Here is a 15,998-nt window from a genome sequence, read left to right on the forward strand (position 1 = left end):
TCAGCACTTGACTTCGCGCGCGGCGTCGAGGAGGTCCGGGTCGATCGAGGACGAGCTGGCTCCGGGGGCCAGGTTCTTCAGCGACCGGAGCACCGCCTCGGCGTCGGCACCGGGGCGCAGCGACTCGCCGAACGCTTGCCCGAGGACCAGATCGACGGTGTCGTCGGTGCGCGGATCCTCGATCAGCTCGGCGCAGGGCGCGATCAGCTGCACCGAAGCGGCCGCCGGTCGACCGTTCACACCGAACCGGATCTGACCGGTGCAGGTGAGGTCGCCGCTGACATAGACCGGATCGTTACCGACCTGTGTCCCCGGCGCGCCCGCGAAGCCGAGGTCGGCCAGCGCCGCGCCGATGTTGCCCGCCTGGCCGCTCTTGCCGTTGGCGTTGAACACCCGGACCCGCGACTCCGACAGGGCCGCCGGGTCGACCTCCGCGAGTCGCGTCGGACCCACCCGGGTACCCAGTGCCGCGGGCTTCGGTGCGTTGGTGGCCGTCGGCGTGCTCGGCGCGTTGCACGCCATCGGTTCGTTGCTCTCGTCACGGGTTCGGAACGCCGTGATCCAGACGAACAGGCTCACCAGAGCCAGCACGAGGACCAGCGCGAGCCAGAGCTCGGGCCGCCGCCGCGGAAAGGGTTTGCCGTCGCGATCAGTCGCGCTGCCTTCGGTGATCAGTGAAACCACGCGCTCACTCTACGAGTCCCACGGCCGTGCGCGAGTCCGGGAGGTCTCGGCGAGTTTCCCAGCAGGTGACGATTCGTCGTCGGTTTCGGCTCGGCGGGGGTTTGATTGCGACTTTCGCCCATTGGTCCGCTATTGTCTGGCCGCCCAGATCGAATATTTACCGGTGAAACGGTGGTCGGTCGCGGGAACAACAAGGGCATGTCCTGCGTTTACCGAACGCTGTCGGAGTAGATCGCTAGCCGATCGAACCTGATAGACGACCGGTGCACGTGTGAGGTGCACCACCGGCGGGGCGGTACGAACGCCGGACCCCTGCGGGGTTACGGCAATCGACTGATCCGGGATATACGGAGTAAGGACTGAGGGGAAGACGACATGGCAACCGACTATGACGCACCGCGGCGCACCGAATCCGACGAGGTGTCGGAGGATTCGCTCGAGGAGCTGAAGGCGCGCCGCAACGAGGCGCAGTCCGCCGTCGTGGACATCGACGAATCCGATACAGCGGAATCGTTCGAGCTTCCCGGCGCGGATTTGTCCGACGAGGTACTCAGCGTTCGGGTGGTCCCGAAGCAGGCTGACGAGTTCACCTGCTCGAGCTGTTTCCTCGTGCATCACCGCAGCCGACTGGCCACCGAGAAGGGTGGTCAGCTGATCTGCATGGACTGCGCGCTCTAGAGGCAGGCGATGCGCGGCACCTTGCGGTCGAACTGATCCGCACGGGCTGCGCAATCTGATCCGGTACGGATCAGCGAGGAAGGGTCAGCCCGCGCTCGGGAGTCCGAGCGCGGCCAAGACCCGGTCCGGCCTACGCGTACTGACCAACCAGTACGGCGTCGGATCGTCCGGGTCGTCCAGTACCAGCAATGCCATCGTGCCGATCCAGGCCCGATGCTGCACATAGGCGGCGGGGTCGAGTTGCCGGCCCAGCGCCGCGCTCTTGGCCGTCGGCGCGACGGCCGCGGCACGCGCGACGAAGCTCACCGGCAGGTGGGCACGGTCGACGCGCAGTTCCGCCGTACCGTCGTCGGCCACGGTGACCTCGAGGCGATGCCTGCTCATCCACAACAGAATCCAGACCGGGACCGGCGCCAGCAGCACATACGGCAGCCAGGCCCGCAGTCCCGGCGCGCCCATGTGGATCTCGGCCGCGAGCAGGCCCGCGATCGCGAAGCCGACGGGCCACCACCACAGCGGCACCCACAGGCGCTCGGAGTAGGGCGACGGACCCTGCGCGCTCGGCGCGCGGTGGTCGGTGTCTGCGGTCGCGGTCGTCGGGGAATCGGGCTGGTCGGGCACCCCTCAACACTAGGTCACCGCACCAGGGCTGCGACGAGAAGGTCCGGCCTCGACCGCGTAGTCTCGACCGATGTGAACGCACTTGCACCGATTCCGCTGCGGCGGCTCGATCCCGGCATCCCTGTGCCGACGCGTGCCCATCCGGGTGACGCGGGCGTCGACCTCTGTACCACCGAGGATGTGATCATCGAACCGGGCGAGCGGGTGCTGGTCGGCACCGGGATCGCGATCGCGTTGCCGATGGGCACGGTCGGCTTGATCCATCCCCGTTCGGGCTTGGCCGCGAAGGCCGGTCTGTCGGTGGTCAATACGCCCGGCACGGTCGACGCGGGCTACCGCGGTGAGATCAAGGTGTGCCTGATCAACCACGACCCACGCACCGCCATCGAGCTGCGACGCGGTGACCGCATCGCGCAGTTGCTGGTGCAGCGGGTCGAGCTGGTCGATTTCGCCGAGGTCGACGATCTCGACGACACCGCCCGTGGCACCGGCGGATACGGGTCGAGCGGCGGGCATGCCAGCCTGGCCGGCAAGGAGGCGTGATGGGTCTGTTCGGAAAGAAGAAGCGCGCGCGCGACGACGATGCCGACTACGTCGAGTACGACGAGGTCGAGTACGACGAGGCGGACTACGACCTGGACGCGGACTCCGACGAGTACGACACCGACGAGTTCCAGCGCCCCGACTTCGCGCGCCTCGACTTCGACGACGCGCCGACCGATGAGCGCATCTACGGCAACTTCGACCACGCCCCCGATGCCGCCGCGGGCCCCTACGACATCAGCGAGGTCTCCGACGAAGCGATCGCGCGGCGCCTCGACCTGGGTTCGGTGCTCATTCCGGTGCCCCAGGGCGGGCAGTTGCAGGTGGAGATGAGCCCCGACGGCACCCCGCAGGCGGTGCACCTGGCCACCGAGCACGGCAGGCTCACCGTCGCCGCCTACGCCGCGCCGAAGTCGGCGGGCCAGTGGCGCACGGTCGCCGCGGATCTGGCCGAGTCGCTGCGCGGTGACGGCGCGAGCGTGGCCGTCGAGAAGGGCCCGTGGGGTCGTGAGGTCAAGGCGATCACCGAGGGCGCCGACCTGCGCTTCATCGGCGTCGACGGCCCGCGCTGGATGATCCGTCTGGTCGCCGCCGGTCCCAAGGGTGCCGTCGACGACCGCAGCCCGCTGATCACCGCCGCCCGCGCCGTCCTGGCCGACGCCGTGGTCCGCCGCGGCACCGACCCCCTGCCCGTGCGCGACCCGCTTCCGGTGGTCCTGCCGCAGGAACTTGCCGAGCAGCTGGCCGCGGCCCATCAGCAGCAGGTCCAGGCCCAGCAGGACGCCCTGGAGGCACAGGCCGCCGCCGCGGCCGCCCCGCCGCCCTCGGCCCTCCCGCCGAAGCTGCCGGACGAGCCGCGTCGAGGCGCGGACGGTTCGGCCATGCAACAACTGGGCCTGAACTAGGGGCTGCGCCGCCTCTCCGCGACTTTTGCCGGTCGTGGGGAGGCGGTTCAGCTAGTGGCCGGGCCTCGGGTTCGGGGTGGGTCTTGTGTTGGGGGTGCCCGGCGAGTTACCCATGTCCTCGCGAAATCAGTTGTCCTGCAAGGCTGTTCGTTGCCTGTGTGGTCGCTGGTAGCAACGCGTTCAACTCCGCGAACCCGGCATGCCCGAGTATTGCCGGGTCGGCGCCCAGCTCGGTGAGTGTCACTCGATGCAGGCGTGCCGACGGCAATGTTGCCGCCCATTCCTCGGCGACGGCGATCGGGTGCACCGGGTCGTCGGTCGCACCGACCACCGCGACCGGCACATCGTTGGCGGCCAACGCTGCCAGCGACGGCCACGCGTACCCCGCGGCCTCGTCCAGTGCCGCGGGCAGATGCGGCCACTGCCCGCGCCACGACTGGGTCAGCGCGTCGGCCAGCCACGGCGGGCTCGACGCCCGCATTCGCTCGATCACTGCCTCCAAGCCGTCGGCTCGCAGTTGCTCGGCGGTAACCGAAGCGCTCAATGCGGCTGGGCACGCGGCGGTTTCGGCACCCGTCCAGGCGGGTAATGCTGTGATGACACCGACTACCGCGGTACGGTGCTCGGCTGCCCAGTCGAGCGCGATCGCGGCGCCGAGGGAGATGCCCGCGGCCAGGACCGGACCGCGCTCCGCGGCAGCGTCCAAAGCCGCGGTACAGCTCCCGATCACGGCCTGCGGGTCCGGTTCTACGGCGTGGAAAGCGAGTCCGCGCGCATGGGCGGCAGGCCCGAACGCGCGGGCCGCGAAATCGGCGTCGGAGCCGGTCCCCGGCAGGGCGACCACGGTGACCTGGGGTGGGGTGCACAACACCGACCGAGCGTAGCGGCCGGGCGTTTGCCCATCTACAGTGGCGGTGTACGGCCAACTAGCGGGAGAAGCGTGACATGTCGTCATCCACGGGCGGACACAAGTCGGGATCGGGTCCGGACTCGGGATATTTTCGTCGACTCGGTCGTCGTCTCACCGCCGATATCGATCAGCTCGACGCCGAGGAATTGGCCGAGACTGTCGATGCCTCCGGTGCCCGGCGGGCCAAGGATTGCTGTCGCGGTGAAGAGGCGACGATTCTGGGCAGGCTCCGCAGTGTCGAGGCGTGTCCGAAGGCGGCCGGTGCCACCGTGCAGGCCGAGTTCTTCGACGGCACCGACGCCATCACCCTGGTGTGGATCGGGCGCAGGCGCATTCCCGGTATCGAACCGGGCAGGCGCATTCTGGTCCGTGGCCGCGTCGGCGACCGCGACGGCCGTAAGGTGATCTTCAACCCCTACTACGAATTGCGCGGGAACAGCTGACGTATGCCCTCCAGCGACGAGTACCGCACTGCCGCGGACCCCGAAGCCACCGTGGCGTTGCCCGTGGTCACCGATGAATCGGTGGACCCGGATATCGACACCGAGGTCGGCAAGGCCGAACAGACCTTGCTCGAACAGCTCGGCGGTTTCAGCGGCCTGATCTATTCCACCCTCCCCGTTCTGGTCTTCGTCCCGGTGAACACCTTCGCGGGCCTCACCGTGGCTATCTGGGCCGCCCTCGGCGTCGCCGCCGCCATCCTCATCTGGCGGCTGGTACAGCGCAGCCCGATCCAGCCGGCGATCTCCGGCTTCCTCGGTGTCGGTGTGTGCGCGCTCATCGCCCAGCGAGTGGGAGAGGCCAAGGGCTTCTTCCTGTTCGGCATCTACACCAGCCTGGTGTACGCGGGCGTGTTCGCGTTGTCGATCCTGCTGCGCAGACCGCTCGTCGGGGTGATCTGGGGCGCGCTCAACGGGCACGGTCACCGCTGGCGCACCGACAAGCGCATCCGCAAGCTCTACGACCTGGCAACGGGCGTCTGGGTGGTCGTGTTCGGTGCCCGCTACCTGGTGCAGTCGCAGCTCTACGACACCGACCACACCACCTGGCTGGCCGTGGCGCGCATCGGCATGGGCTGGCCGCTCACCGCGATCGCGCTGGTGGTCACCGTCTGGGCGGTGCGCCGCGCCGGGCATCTTCCTGCCGAGAAAGCCGACAAGCCCGGCGCCGGAACGGAATCCGTGTCCGCGTAAGGGTGGGCGGCGCGCCGCCGGAGGGGGGAAAGTACCCACCCTGGGGTGCCTGGTTGCGACCGCCTGTTCGTCGCACGATCAATGCGTACCGAAAAATACGCGATGATCGTGAGAGGACCGGCGACCATGATGGCAACCGAGCACCGAAATGAGCGACCGGCCACCGCGGCCCGCCGCGACGCCGCCGCCAAGACGCCGGCACCGGTGCTGTCGGAGAGCAAGCGCATCGGCGCCGAACTCGACGCGCTGATCGGCCCGGCCGCCCGCGGTGACCGCGACGCCGTCGCGGAGATCCTGCGCCTGGTGCACCCGCTGGTTCGCCGGTACTGCTCGGCGCGGATGGGCACCACCGGCCATCTCACCGTCACCGCCGACGATGTCACCCAGGAAGTCCTGATCGCCACCGTCACCGCTATCCCGCGCTACCGCGATCAGGGCAAGTCGTTCCTGGCCTTCGTCTACGGTATCGCCGCCAACAAGGTCTCCGACGCCTTCCGCCGCGGCAAGCACACCGCCTACCCGACGGCCGACCTGCCCGACACCGCGAGCGCGTCGGCGGGACCGGAGGACTGGGTGCTCGCCTTCGAACGCCGCGCCGCCACCCACGAACTGATGAAGGTGCTCGCCCCGAATCACCGCGAGGTGCTGGTGATGCGGATCGTGCTCGGCTGGAGCGCGGCCCAGACCGCCGAGGCCATCGGCACCAGCCCGGGCGTGGTCCGGGTGATGCAGCACCGCGCGCTCAACAAGCTGCGCGCGGAACTGAAAGTGGCGTAAGGACTTACGGCCGCACGCCGTGTGTCGCCAGGGTCAGCCGCAGATCCTCTTCGGCTTCCACCGAGGTGACGAACAGCAGTTCGTCGTCGCCCTCGAACGGATCGTCGGGTTGCGGCACGATCACCCGGCCACCGCGCAGGATCGTCACCAGCGCGGTGTCGCGCGGCATCGACAGCGTGCGCACCGGCTTGCCCGCCAGCTGGGTATCGGTGGGCAGGGTGATCTCGACCAGGTTGGCCTGTCCCTGACGCAGCGTCATCAGCCGCACCAGATCACCCACCGACACGGCCTCCTCGACGAGCGAGGCGAGCAGCCGTGGCGTCGAGACCGCCACATCGACGCCCCACGACTCGTTGAACAGCCATTCGTTGCGTGGATCGTTGACCCGCGCCACCACCCGGCGCACCCCGAACTCGGTCTTGGCGAGCAGGGCGTGCACCAGATTCGCCTTGTCGTCACCGGTGGCCGCGATCACCACCTCGTAGGTCTCGAGATCGGCGTTCTCCAGCAGCGACAGCTCGCAGGCGTCGGCGTGGACCCAGACGGCGTCGGGGATGGCGTCCTGGTCGATGTGGTCGAGCTGGCGTTCGAGCAGCATCACCCGATGCCCCCCGCGTAGCAGTTCCCTGGCGATCGAGCGCCCGACCGCGCCCGCTCCGGCGATGGCGACCTTCATGTGTTCAGTCCTCGCTCACGGGGGGCTTGGCGGCCAGTGCGATCGCCTCGCCGACAGTGCCGGACGTGGCCGCGACGTAGACGACGTCGTCGGCCTGGACGATCGTCTTGGATTCGGGAAGCAGGCCCTGGCCGAAGCGCAGGATGAACGCCACCCGCACCTGCAGTTCGCGTTCCAGATCGCGCACCGTGCGGCCGGACCAGTCCTCGTGCAGGGTCAGCTGGGTCACCGCGACCGCGCCGGTGGGGTCGCGCCAGGTGGTGGTCGAGTTGTCGCCGATGAGGGTGCGCAGGAACCGGTCGGTGGTCCACGGCACGGTCGCGATGGTCGGGATGCCGAGTCGCTCGTACACCTCGGCGCGTTTGGCGTCGTAGATGCGAGCTACGACACGTTCGACACCGAACATCTCCCTGGCCACCCTGGCCGAGATGATGTTGGAGTTGTCACCGGAGCTCACCGCGGCGAACGCGTCGGCGCGCTCGATTCCCGCGCGGGTCAACACCTCGCGGTCGAAACCGACGCCGATCACCTGCTCGCCGGTGAAGCCCTCACCGAGGCGGCGGAACGCGGTGGGATCCCGGTCGATGACCGTGACCTCGTGACCCACCCGGGTCAGCGCACGCGCCAGTGACGAGCCGACGCGCCCGCACCCCATGATCACTACGTACACCGTGCACCCTCGTTCCTGGCCTACCCGTGGCGTCCGGCAAGGACCGTACCCGCCGGATGCTCCCATCGCCCATTTTCCCCGCGCCGACGCGGTACAAACAATCCAGACATCGCCGTGACGCCGATGAACGTGCGCGCGAAGGTGCTGGTGAACTCCTCTATGCTCAGCCCGGTGTCCAAGTTGACGACGGCAGCCAAGCGTGTGCTGCTCGGCAGGCCGTTCCGTAGCGATACGCTCGGCCACACGCTGTTGCCCAAGCGTATCGCTCTTCCGGTGTTCGCCTCCGATGCGATGTCGTCGGTCGCCTATGCCCCGGAGGAAATCTTCCTGGTGCTGTCGGCGGCGGGCATCTCGGCCTATGTGTACGCGCCGTGGGTCGGTCTCGCGGTGGTCTTCGTGATGGCGGTGGTGGTCGCCAGTTATCGGCAGAACGTGCACGCCTACCCTTCCGGCGGCGGTGATTACGAGGTCGCGACCAAGAACATCGGCCCCAACGCGGGCTTGACGGTCGGCAGCGCGCTGCTCGTGGACTATGTGCTCACGGTGGCGGTGTCGGTCTCGTCGGCCGCGTCCAACATCGGGTCCGCCATTCCCTTCGTCGCCACCCACAAGGTGTTGTTCGCCGTGGTGGCGATCGTGATCCTCACCGCGATGAACCTGCGCGGGGTGCGCGAGTCGGGGTCGGCGTTCGCGGTTCCGGTGTACGCCTTCATCTTCGGCATGCTCGGGATGCTCGCGTGGGGCCTGTTCCGGGTCTACGTCCTCGGCGACGACGTCCAGGCCGCGTCTGCCGGGTTCGGTCTCGAGGCCGAGAACGAACACCTCTACGGCATCGCTTTCGCCTTCCTGATCGCCCGTGCCTTCTCCTCCGGCTGCGCCGCGCTGACCGGTGTGGAGGCCATCAGCAACGGTGTGCCCGCCTTCCGTAAACCCAAGTCCCGCAATGCCGCGACCACGCTGCTGTTGCTCGGCTCGATCTCGGTGATGTTGCTGATGGGCATCATCATCCTGGCCCAGAAGATCGGTGTCGTCTACGCTCACGACCCCGGGCATCTGGTCGGCGCGCCTGATGACTACCACCAGAAGACCTTGATCGCCCAGATCGCCGAGACCGTGTTCCAGGGCTTCCCGATCGGCTTCTTCTTCATCACCATCGTCACCGCGCTGATCCTCGTGCTGGCGGCCAATACGGCGTTCAACGGTTTCCCGGTGCTCGGTTCGATCCTCGCGCAGGACCGCTACCTGCCCCGCCAGCTGCATACGCGCGGCGACCGGCTGGCGTTCTCCAACGGCATCCTCTTCCTGTCGGGTGCGGCCATCGCCTTCGTGGTGTTCTTCAGCGCCGACGTGACCAGGCTCATCCAGCTCTACATCGTCGGCGTCTTCGTCTCGTTCGTGCTGAGCCAGACGGGCATGCTGCGGCACTGGACGCGCCTGCTGCGCACCGAGACCGATCCGGCGGTGCGCTCGCGGATGAAGCGGTCACGGGTGATCAACGGGATCGGTCTCACCGCGACCGGCACCGTGCTGGTGATCGTGCTGCTCACCAAGTTCTTCGCGGGCGCCTATATCGCGATCCTGGTGATGGTGGCGATCTTCGTCGTGATGAAGCTGATCCGTAAGCACTACGACTCGGTCTCGCGCGAACTCGACGAATCCGACTGGGACGGTGTGCTGCCCAGCCGCACCCACTCCCTCGTGCTGGTCTCCAAACTGCACCTGCCGACCCGCCGGGCGCTGGCCTACGCGCGTGCCACGCGGCCGGACACCCTGGAGGCGGTGACGGTGAACGTCGATGACGCCGACACCCGCAAACTGGTGCGCGAATGGGAGAACAGCGAGATCAACGTCCCGCTGAAGGTGATCGAATCGCCGTACCGCGAGGTCACCAAGCCGGTGCTCGACTACGTCAAGCGTGTGCGCAAGAACGCACCGCGCGACGTGGTCACCGTGTTCATCCCCGAATATGTGGTCGGCCACTGGTGGGAGCAGGTACTGCACAATCAGTCCGCGTTGCGGTTGAAGGGCCGGTTGCTGTTCGAGCCCGGTGTGATGGTGACGAGCGTGCCGTGGCAGCTCAGTTCCTCCGCCCGCGCCAAGCAGACAGCAGATGTGAACGCACCGGGATCGGTGCGCCGAGGTTTCGAACGACCAGGAGGTCGCGAATGAGCGGCGCGCCGGTCGAGGGTGAGAGTGGGTGTTGCCGTGAGTGATTGGAGCGGACAAGAATTCGAGGTGCGTCTCGGGGCGCCGGGGCACGGTGGTTTCATCGTCGCGCGCCACGAGGGCCGGGTCGTGTTCGTGCGACACGGGCTACCCGGTGAGCTGGTGCGGGCCCGGGTGACCGAGGACCGCGGCGGTTCGTTCTGCCGCGCCGATGCCGTCGAGATCATCGAGGCGTCCCCGGACCGGGTACCCGCGACCTGTCCCGTGTCGGGGCCGGGCGGTGCGGGGTGCTGTGACTTCTCCTTCGCGACGCCCGCGGCGCAGCGTGCGCTCAAGGCCACCGTGGTGGAAGAGCAGTTGCGCCGCTTGGCCAAGATCGAGCGCGAGGTGACGGTCGAACCGATCGCGGGTGATTCCGGTGAGGTCACCGGTGGCTGGCGCACGCGGGTGCGGTTGGTCGTCGACGGTGCGGGGCGTGCGGGTGTGCACCGCCACCGCAGCACCGAGGTGATCGCGGATCTGCGCTGTCCACAGCCAGTCGCCGGTGCGCTCGACGGTGTCGCGGATCGGCTGTGGACGCCGGGGGCCGATCTGGTCGTCGCGATCGACGGTGACGGTGAGCGTCACATCGTGGAACTGGCCGAGACTCCTGCCGGCGGCCCGTCCGGTCGCCCCGAGACTCCGCGCGGTGCGAGTCGCGGTCGTGGTCAGCGTCCGGGGCGCCGTCGTGAGTCGGCGCCGCCCGCGGGTGATGAGCGTGGTGCGATCCGGGACCGGGCGGCTTCGCGTAAGTCGGCGATGAACGCGCCTCGTGAGGAGTGCGTGGTCGAAGGTTCCGGCCGGGTCGTGGAGTATGTGGCGGGGCGTCGCTGGGAACTGTCGGCGACCGGGTTCTGGCAGGCGCATCACGGTGCGGCGCAATGCTATTCGGATCTGATCGCCGATTGGTCGGGGCTCGCTCCCGGTGGTTCCGGCTGGGATCTCTACAGCGGTGTCGGCGTCTTCGCCGCGCGTCTGGCCGAGCAGACAGGGCAGACCGGCGCGGTGACCGGCGTCGAATCCGCCCGGTCGGCGGTGGTCGACGGTGCGGCGGTGTTGGGGGATCTGCCCTGGCTCGAATTGCGTAGCGACCGGGTCGAGCGGTGGGCCCGAAGTGCTTCCGGTAGGCCCGATGTCGTGGTTCTCGATCCGCCGCGCGCGGGTGCGGGCAAGGAGGTCGTCGCCGCTGTCACCGACGCCGACCCCCGCCGTATCGTCCATATCGGTTGTGACCCGGCGGCTTTCGCTCGCGATCTCGGATTGTACCTGGATGCGGGCTACCACCTTGCGGAGTTGCGGGCCTTCGACGCCTTCCCGGCCACGCACCATGTCGAGTGTGTGGCACTCCTCGACCGCTGACGGCCCGGGTCAGTCGAGTGCCCAGGTGACGCGGACGCTCGCGCCGACCTCGGTTTCGCCGGGCACTACGGGAACGGGGGAGCTGGCGCGTGCCATCAGCATCGGTGACGAGTCCATTTCGGCGCTGATGTCGTAGGCGCGGGGTGTGGGGGGTGCGGTGTCCTCGGTGATCTGCAGAACTGCGCCCAGGCTCACCCCGGCCCGGGCCGCGTACTGCTCGGCCTTGGCTTTCGCGTCGTCGAAGGCGGCGTCCCTGGCCTGCTCGAGCAGCGGTGCCGGATCGGCGATGCCCCGGGTGAGGCCGCCGAGACGGACATCGTCACCGCCTGCGTTCACCGCGGCGGCGACCGTTTCGGCGGGGCCGGTGCCGGTGTCTTCGCGCAGCGACACACTGAGCCCGGTGGACGCCAGGTATCCGACGATCTCGTTGCGGCCGTTGTCGGTGTAGACGGTCTCGGTGCGCACGCTCAAGCCACTGGTCGCCATGTCCGCGTCACTCACCCCGGCTGTCCGCAGTGCCGCGACGACCGCGCTCACCCGGTCACCGGCCCGCCCATAAGCCGCGGCGACGGTGTCGGCGCGCGATTCCACCGACAATGTCAACCGGATCAGATCGGGCACCGCGCGCACCACCCCGCGCCCGAATGTGGTCGTGCTCGCCTGCCAGGACTTCTTGCTCACCGCGGTACTCCTGTCGGTCGAAGGCTGCTGTGCTGCTCAACGTCTCGCGTCCGGACCGAGTTCCGTCGCCGGATCAGTAGTTCTCGGCGTTCGCCGACACGGTTCGTACAGCTGCGTCTATTTGCGCGTACGCCCCGGCCGCAAGTCGTTGCAGCAGGGCGAGTTTCAGTTGCGGGTGCTGCTCGGCGAGCTCGTCGAACACGGCCGGGCTCATCACCGCCACCCGCACGTGCGTTTCGGCGACGATCTCGTTGACGAACGGTTCCTTGGTCAGCATCGGAATCTCGCCGAACGACATCCCGGCCGACAACGTCACCAGCCGATGCACCCGCCCGTCCGTGCCGGGAAACGTGACCCGCACCCGCCCGTCGAGGATCAGATACAGCCCCGACCGTTGCGCCGCGCGCTCGGCGATCACCTCACCCCGGGCGAACGTGCGCATCTCGAAATCGGCGCACAACCGGTCCCGATCGGCCGTGTCCAGCCCGATCAGCAGCGGATGTTCGTCGAGGCGTATCGACCTGCCGACGCCTGTGCCCGGCGGCCGATGCCGGTCGAGCACGACGTCCTCGCACCATTCGGTCGCCGTGTCCCGGTCGATGAACACCCGCCCGAGCGGGTCGTCGGGATCCAGACTCGACACCTCGTGCCCGAGCTTGGCATCGGGATCGACCAACGCCACCCGGCTGCCGCGCCGCACGAGCCCGGCTTGCAATTCATCGAGCATGTGGCGGGCCACCTGGCTCACCTCGCCGACGCGACGCAGGTCGATCACCAACGCGTCCAGCTCGTCGGCCCTGCCCTCGATCGCCCGCACCGCACGCTCGGCCCCGGCGAACAACAGGTCGCCGTGCAGTTCGTAGACCCGCGCCCGATCACCCTGCTCGGCCAGCACCGCGGCGTCCTCGGGTGTCCGGCGCAACCGCGATGGCAGCTGCGCCACCGAGTAGTCGGCGCGGATCGCCGTGCGCGCCGACCGGGTCACGTGACAGAAGTGCAACTCGAGCCGCCGCGACAGCTCCCGGCACGCGGCGACCCCGCGCACACTGTTGCCCTGCCCGTCCAGCCTCGGCGAATACACCGAGATCCCCAGCTGGCCGGGCAGCACCGCGATGATCCCGCCGCCGACCCCGCTCTTGGCGGGCAGCCCGACCGTGGTCACCCAGTCACCGGCGGCGTTGTACATGCCGCACGTGGTCATCACACTGAGCACCCGTTCGGTGAGCGCGGTCGACAGCGCCCGTTCGCGAGTCCTCGGATTGACCCCGTTGTCGGCGAGTGTCGCCGCCATCACGGCCAGATCAGCGCAGGTGATCTCGATCGAGCACTGCCGGAAGTACCGGTCGACCGCGTCGTCGGGATCGACGTCGATGATGCCGACCGAGCGCAACATGTACCCGATCGCCCGATTGCGGTACCCGGTGCGGGCCTCGGATTCGTAGACCGCCTCGTTCATCGTCAACTCGCGCCCGGCGAACCGGGAGTAGCAGCGCCGGACCCGCTCGAACTTGTCGGCGGCGTCGCGGCCGTTGATCAGCGAGGCCGCGGTGATGGCCCCGGAGTTGATCATCGGATTGCTCGGGCGCTGGCTGTCCGGTTCGAGGCTGATCTCGTTGAACGGCTCGCCCGACGGCTCCACATCGATGTGCTCGGCCACCCCGTCGAGCCCGCGATCGGCCAGGGCGAGCGCATAGGTGAACGGCTTGGAGATGGACTGGATGGTGAAGTCGATGTCGGTGTCGCCGACCTCGTAGACGAGCCCGTCGGCGGTGGCCAGGCACAACCCGAACGAATCCGGGGCGACCGCGGCGAGCTCGGGGATGTAGTCGGCGGGTGCGCCGGAGGTGTCGTCGCGGCAGACCGCGTACACCTCGTCGAGGATGCCCGCCACCACACCCGGGTCGATCGTGCGCGTCGCGCCGTGCGGTCGGGTCACAGCGTCACTGTAGGTCGCGTCGGCGGTGGCCCGGGCGGGGACGCGCGGGAGATAGTCCTCACAGCCGAGAACGCGGTGAGGTAAGCCTTTGTCGAACCCGATTTCCGCTCGCGTGTCCTGTTCAGCGGCATGCGGCGGTATCGTCGTCGCGACCGTAGACCTCGCCGTGCCCACGCTGGGAAGGGCCCGCGAGCCGGTGCCCGTCACGCGGGCAAATACACTGGGCGGATCACAATGTAGTCCGGAGGGAGCGAGTTCAGGTGGGAGTGCTGTCGCGGGTGGATTCACCCGAAGATCTGCGCCGGCTGAGCGTGCCGCAACTGCGGGAACTGGCGGGCGAGATCCGCGAGTTCCTGGTGCAGAAGGTCGCCGCCACCGGAGGCCATCTCGGCCCCAATCTCGGGGTGGTCGAACTGACCATCGCCCTGCACCGGATTTTCGATTCGCCTGCCGACCCGTTGATCTTCGACACCGGGCACCAGGCGTACGTGCACAAGATCCTCACCGGCCGCAAGGACCGCTTCGACTCGCTGCGCAGCCGCGACGGCCTGTCGGGCTACCCGAGTCGCGCCGAGAGCGAACACGACTGGGTCGAGTCCTCACATGCGTCGGCCGCGCTGTCCTACGCCGACGGTCTGGCCAAGGCGTTCGCGCTCACCGACCAGGACCGCACCCCGGTCGCGATCGTCGGAGACGGCGCGCTCACCGGCGGCATGTGCTGGGAGGCGCTCAACAACATCGCGGGCGCGCCCGATCGCCCGGTGGTGGTGGTGGTCAACGACAACGGCCGCTCCTATGCCCCCACGATCGGTGGACTCGCCGACCGCCTGACCGCGCTGCGCACCCAGCCCGCCTACGAGCACGCGCTCGACGCCGGGAAACGCATTCTGAAAAGTATTCCCGCCGTAGGGGATTCGGCGTATTCGATGGTCCACGCGCTCAAAGCCGGGATCAAGGACGCGGTGAGCCCGCAGGAACTGTTCTCCGACCTCGGCATGAAGTACGTGGGCCCGGTCGACGGCCACGATCTCGTCGCGCTCGAGGCGGCGATGCGGCGCGCCAAGGACTTCGGTGGTCCGGTCGTCGTGCACGTGGTCACCCGCAAGGGCAACGGTTACGAGCACGCCGAGAACCACGTCGCCGACCAGATGCACGCCTGCGACCCGATCGACCCACTCACCGGCCGCCCCCTGGCCGGCAAGAAGGCCAAGGGCTGGACCGCGGTGTTCTCCGAGGAGCTCATCGAACACGGCTCGCGCCGTGAGGACATCGTCGCCATCACCGCCGCCATGCCGGGCCCCACCGGCCTGGCCGCCTTCGGCGAACGCTTCCCCGAGCGCATGTTCGACGTCGGTATCGCCGAACAGCACGGCATGGCCTCGGCCGCCGGTCTGGCGCTGGGCGGCATGCACCCGGTGATCGCCATCTACGCCACCTTCCTCAACCGCGCGTTCGACCAGCTGCTGATGGACGTGGCGCTGCTGAAGCAGCCCGTCACGGTCGTGCTGGACCGCGCGGGCGTCACCGGCCCCGACGGTGCCAGCCACAACGGCATGTGGGACTTCTCGCTGCTCGGCATCATCCCCGGCATCCGCGTCGCCGCCCCCCGCGACGGCGCCACCCTGCGTGAGGAACTGGCGGAGGCGCTCGCCGTCTCCGACGGTCCCACCGTGCTGCGTTTTCCGAAAGGCAGTGTCGCCGAGGACATCACGGCCGTGGAACGTCTCGACGGGCTGGATGTGCTGCGGCTGGCCGTGCCCAGTGCGGGTTCCGCGCAGTCCCAGCACGGTGACGTCCTGATCGTCGCCGTCGGCCCCTTCGCCGAGACCGCCATGAAGGTCGCCGAACTGCTCGATCCCCAAGGAATCTCGGTCACCGTCGTCGACCCACGCTGGGTCATCCCGGTCTCCGACACCCTGGTCAAGCTCGCCGAGAACTACCGCCTCGTCGTCACCGTCGAAGACGGCGGCCTGCACGGCGGCATCGGCTCCACCGTCTCCGCCCGCCTGCGCGACGCGGGGCTCGATGTCCCCACCCGCGATCTCGGTGTGCCCCAGCAGTTCCTGGACCACGCCTCCCGCAACGAGATACTCGAAGAACTCGGCCTCACTCCCGATGCCATCGCCCAGCGGATCGGCGGCTGGCTGCAATCGCGCTGAT

General features: G+C 68.7%; 16 protein-coding genes. 9 read left to right on the forward strand and 7 right to left on the reverse strand.

Annotated elements, in window-relative coordinates:
* Complete coding sequence (gene cei / locus ACFWPX_RS31365; protein WP_378914844.1) at nucleotides 1-684, reverse strand: envelope integrity protein Cei; 684 nt, start codon at nucleotides 682-684, stop codon at nucleotides 1-3.
* 375 nt (nucleotides 685-1,059) lie between these two features.
* Between cei and ACFWPX_RS31370 the strand changes: the two genes are divergently transcribed.
* Nucleotides 1,060-1,362: a DUF4193 domain-containing protein gene (locus ACFWPX_RS31370; protein WP_056811237.1), complete on the forward strand. Its 303-nt coding sequence runs from the start codon at nucleotides 1,060-1,062 to the stop codon at nucleotides 1,360-1,362.
* 84 nt (nucleotides 1,363-1,446) lie between these two features.
* Here ACFWPX_RS31370 and ACFWPX_RS31375 read toward each other — a convergent pair whose 3' ends face one another.
* A complete protein-coding gene (locus ACFWPX_RS31375) occupies nucleotides 1,447-1,983 on the reverse strand; it encodes a DUF3093 domain-containing protein (RefSeq protein WP_378914842.1) in 537 nt (178 codons plus the stop codon).
* 72 nt (nucleotides 1,984-2,055) lie between these two features.
* Here ACFWPX_RS31375 and dut point away from each other — a divergent pair, with 72 nt between their 5' ends.
* Entirely contained in the window at nucleotides 2,056-2,526 is a 471-nt protein-coding gene (dut, locus tag ACFWPX_RS31380) for a dUTP diphosphatase (RefSeq protein WP_266290988.1), read from the forward strand.
* Nucleotides 2,527-2,531: 5 nt separating this feature from the next.
* On the forward strand, nucleotides 2,532-3,431 hold the full coding sequence (locus ACFWPX_RS31385) for a DUF3710 domain-containing protein (RefSeq protein ID WP_378914902.1): 900 nt from the start codon (nucleotides 2,532-2,534) through the stop codon (nucleotides 3,429-3,431).
* 106 nt (nucleotides 3,432-3,537) lie between these two features.
* Here the strand turns inward: ACFWPX_RS31385 and ACFWPX_RS31390 are convergent, their stop codons facing one another.
* Nucleotides 3,538-4,302, reverse strand: coding sequence for an alpha/beta fold hydrolase (locus ACFWPX_RS31390; RefSeq protein ID WP_378931563.1), 765 nt, complete (start codon nucleotides 4,300-4,302; stop codon nucleotides 3,538-3,540).
* A gap of 74 nt (nucleotides 4,303-4,376) precedes the next feature.
* On the opposite strand from ACFWPX_RS31390, the gene ACFWPX_RS31395 reads away from it, so the two are divergent.
* The 3 genes from ACFWPX_RS31395 to ACFWPX_RS31405 all read left to right on the forward strand — a co-directional run bounded on the left by ACFWPX_RS31395 (nucleotide 4,377) and on the right by ACFWPX_RS31405 (nucleotide 6,311).
* The gene (locus tag ACFWPX_RS31395) at nucleotides 4,377-4,784 is read left to right on the forward strand and encodes an OB-fold nucleic acid binding domain-containing protein (RefSeq protein WP_101466671.1); all 408 of its coding nucleotides are present in this window, start codon (nucleotides 4,377-4,379) and stop codon (nucleotides 4,782-4,784) included.
* Between the two features lie 3 nt (nucleotides 4,785-4,787).
* Complete coding sequence (locus ACFWPX_RS31400) at nucleotides 4,788-5,534, forward strand: DUF3159 domain-containing protein (protein WP_378931565.1); 747 nt, start codon at nucleotides 4,788-4,790, stop codon at nucleotides 5,532-5,534.
* Nucleotides 5,535-5,663: 129 nt separating this feature from the next.
* Nucleotides 5,664-6,311 (forward strand): sigma-70 family RNA polymerase sigma factor, encoded by a 648-nt coding sequence (locus tag ACFWPX_RS31405; protein WP_378914900.1) that lies wholly within the window; start codon nucleotides 5,664-5,666, stop codon nucleotides 6,309-6,311.
* A 4-nt stretch (nucleotides 6,312-6,315) separates the two neighbouring features.
* Here ACFWPX_RS31405 and ACFWPX_RS31410 read toward each other — a convergent pair whose 3' ends face one another.
* A complete protein-coding gene (locus ACFWPX_RS31410; RefSeq protein WP_378914836.1) occupies nucleotides 6,316-6,987 on the reverse strand; it encodes a potassium channel family protein in 672 nt (223 codons plus the stop codon).
* 4 nt (nucleotides 6,988-6,991) lie between these two features.
* Complete coding sequence (locus ACFWPX_RS31415; RefSeq protein ID WP_378914834.1) at nucleotides 6,992-7,657, reverse strand: potassium channel family protein; 666 nt, start codon at nucleotides 7,655-7,657, stop codon at nucleotides 6,992-6,994.
* A gap of 171 nt (nucleotides 7,658-7,828) precedes the next feature.
* Between ACFWPX_RS31415 and ACFWPX_RS31420 the strand changes: the two genes are divergently transcribed.
* Both ACFWPX_RS31420 and ACFWPX_RS31425 read left to right on the forward strand, forming a co-directional pair.
* Nucleotides 7,829-9,826, forward strand: coding sequence for an APC family permease (locus tag ACFWPX_RS31420; protein WP_378914832.1), 1,998 nt, complete (start codon nucleotides 7,829-7,831; stop codon nucleotides 9,824-9,826).
* A 36-nt stretch (nucleotides 9,827-9,862) separates the two neighbouring features.
* Nucleotides 9,863-11,221 carry a class I SAM-dependent RNA methyltransferase gene (locus ACFWPX_RS31425; RefSeq protein WP_378931567.1) on the forward strand — a complete coding sequence of 453 codons (1,359 nt, stop codon included), beginning with the start codon at nucleotides 9,863-9,865 and terminating at the stop codon, nucleotides 11,219-11,221.
* Between the two features lie 9 nt (nucleotides 11,222-11,230).
* Here the strand turns inward: ACFWPX_RS31425 and ACFWPX_RS31430 are convergent, their stop codons facing one another.
* Nucleotides 11,231-11,902, reverse strand: coding sequence for an SIMPL domain-containing protein (locus ACFWPX_RS31430; protein WP_378931569.1), 672 nt, complete (start codon nucleotides 11,900-11,902; stop codon nucleotides 11,231-11,233).
* A gap of 73 nt (nucleotides 11,903-11,975) precedes the next feature.
* A complete protein-coding gene (gene glsA, locus ACFWPX_RS31435; protein WP_378931572.1) occupies nucleotides 11,976-13,838 on the reverse strand; it encodes a glutaminase A in 1,863 nt (620 codons plus the stop codon).
* Between the two features lie 260 nt (nucleotides 13,839-14,098).
* Here glsA and dxs point away from each other — a divergent pair, with 260 nt between their 5' ends.
* Nucleotides 14,099-15,997, forward strand: a complete 1,899-nt coding sequence (dxs, locus tag ACFWPX_RS31440; protein WP_378914824.1) for a 1-deoxy-D-xylulose-5-phosphate synthase — start codon at nucleotides 14,099-14,101, stop codon at nucleotides 15,995-15,997.
* Nucleotide 15,998: the final 1 nt, after the last annotated feature.

This window comes from Nocardia sp. NPDC058518 (assembly GCF_042719655.1).
Taxonomy (GTDB): Bacteria; Actinomycetota; Actinomycetes; order Mycobacteriales; family Mycobacteriaceae; genus Nocardia.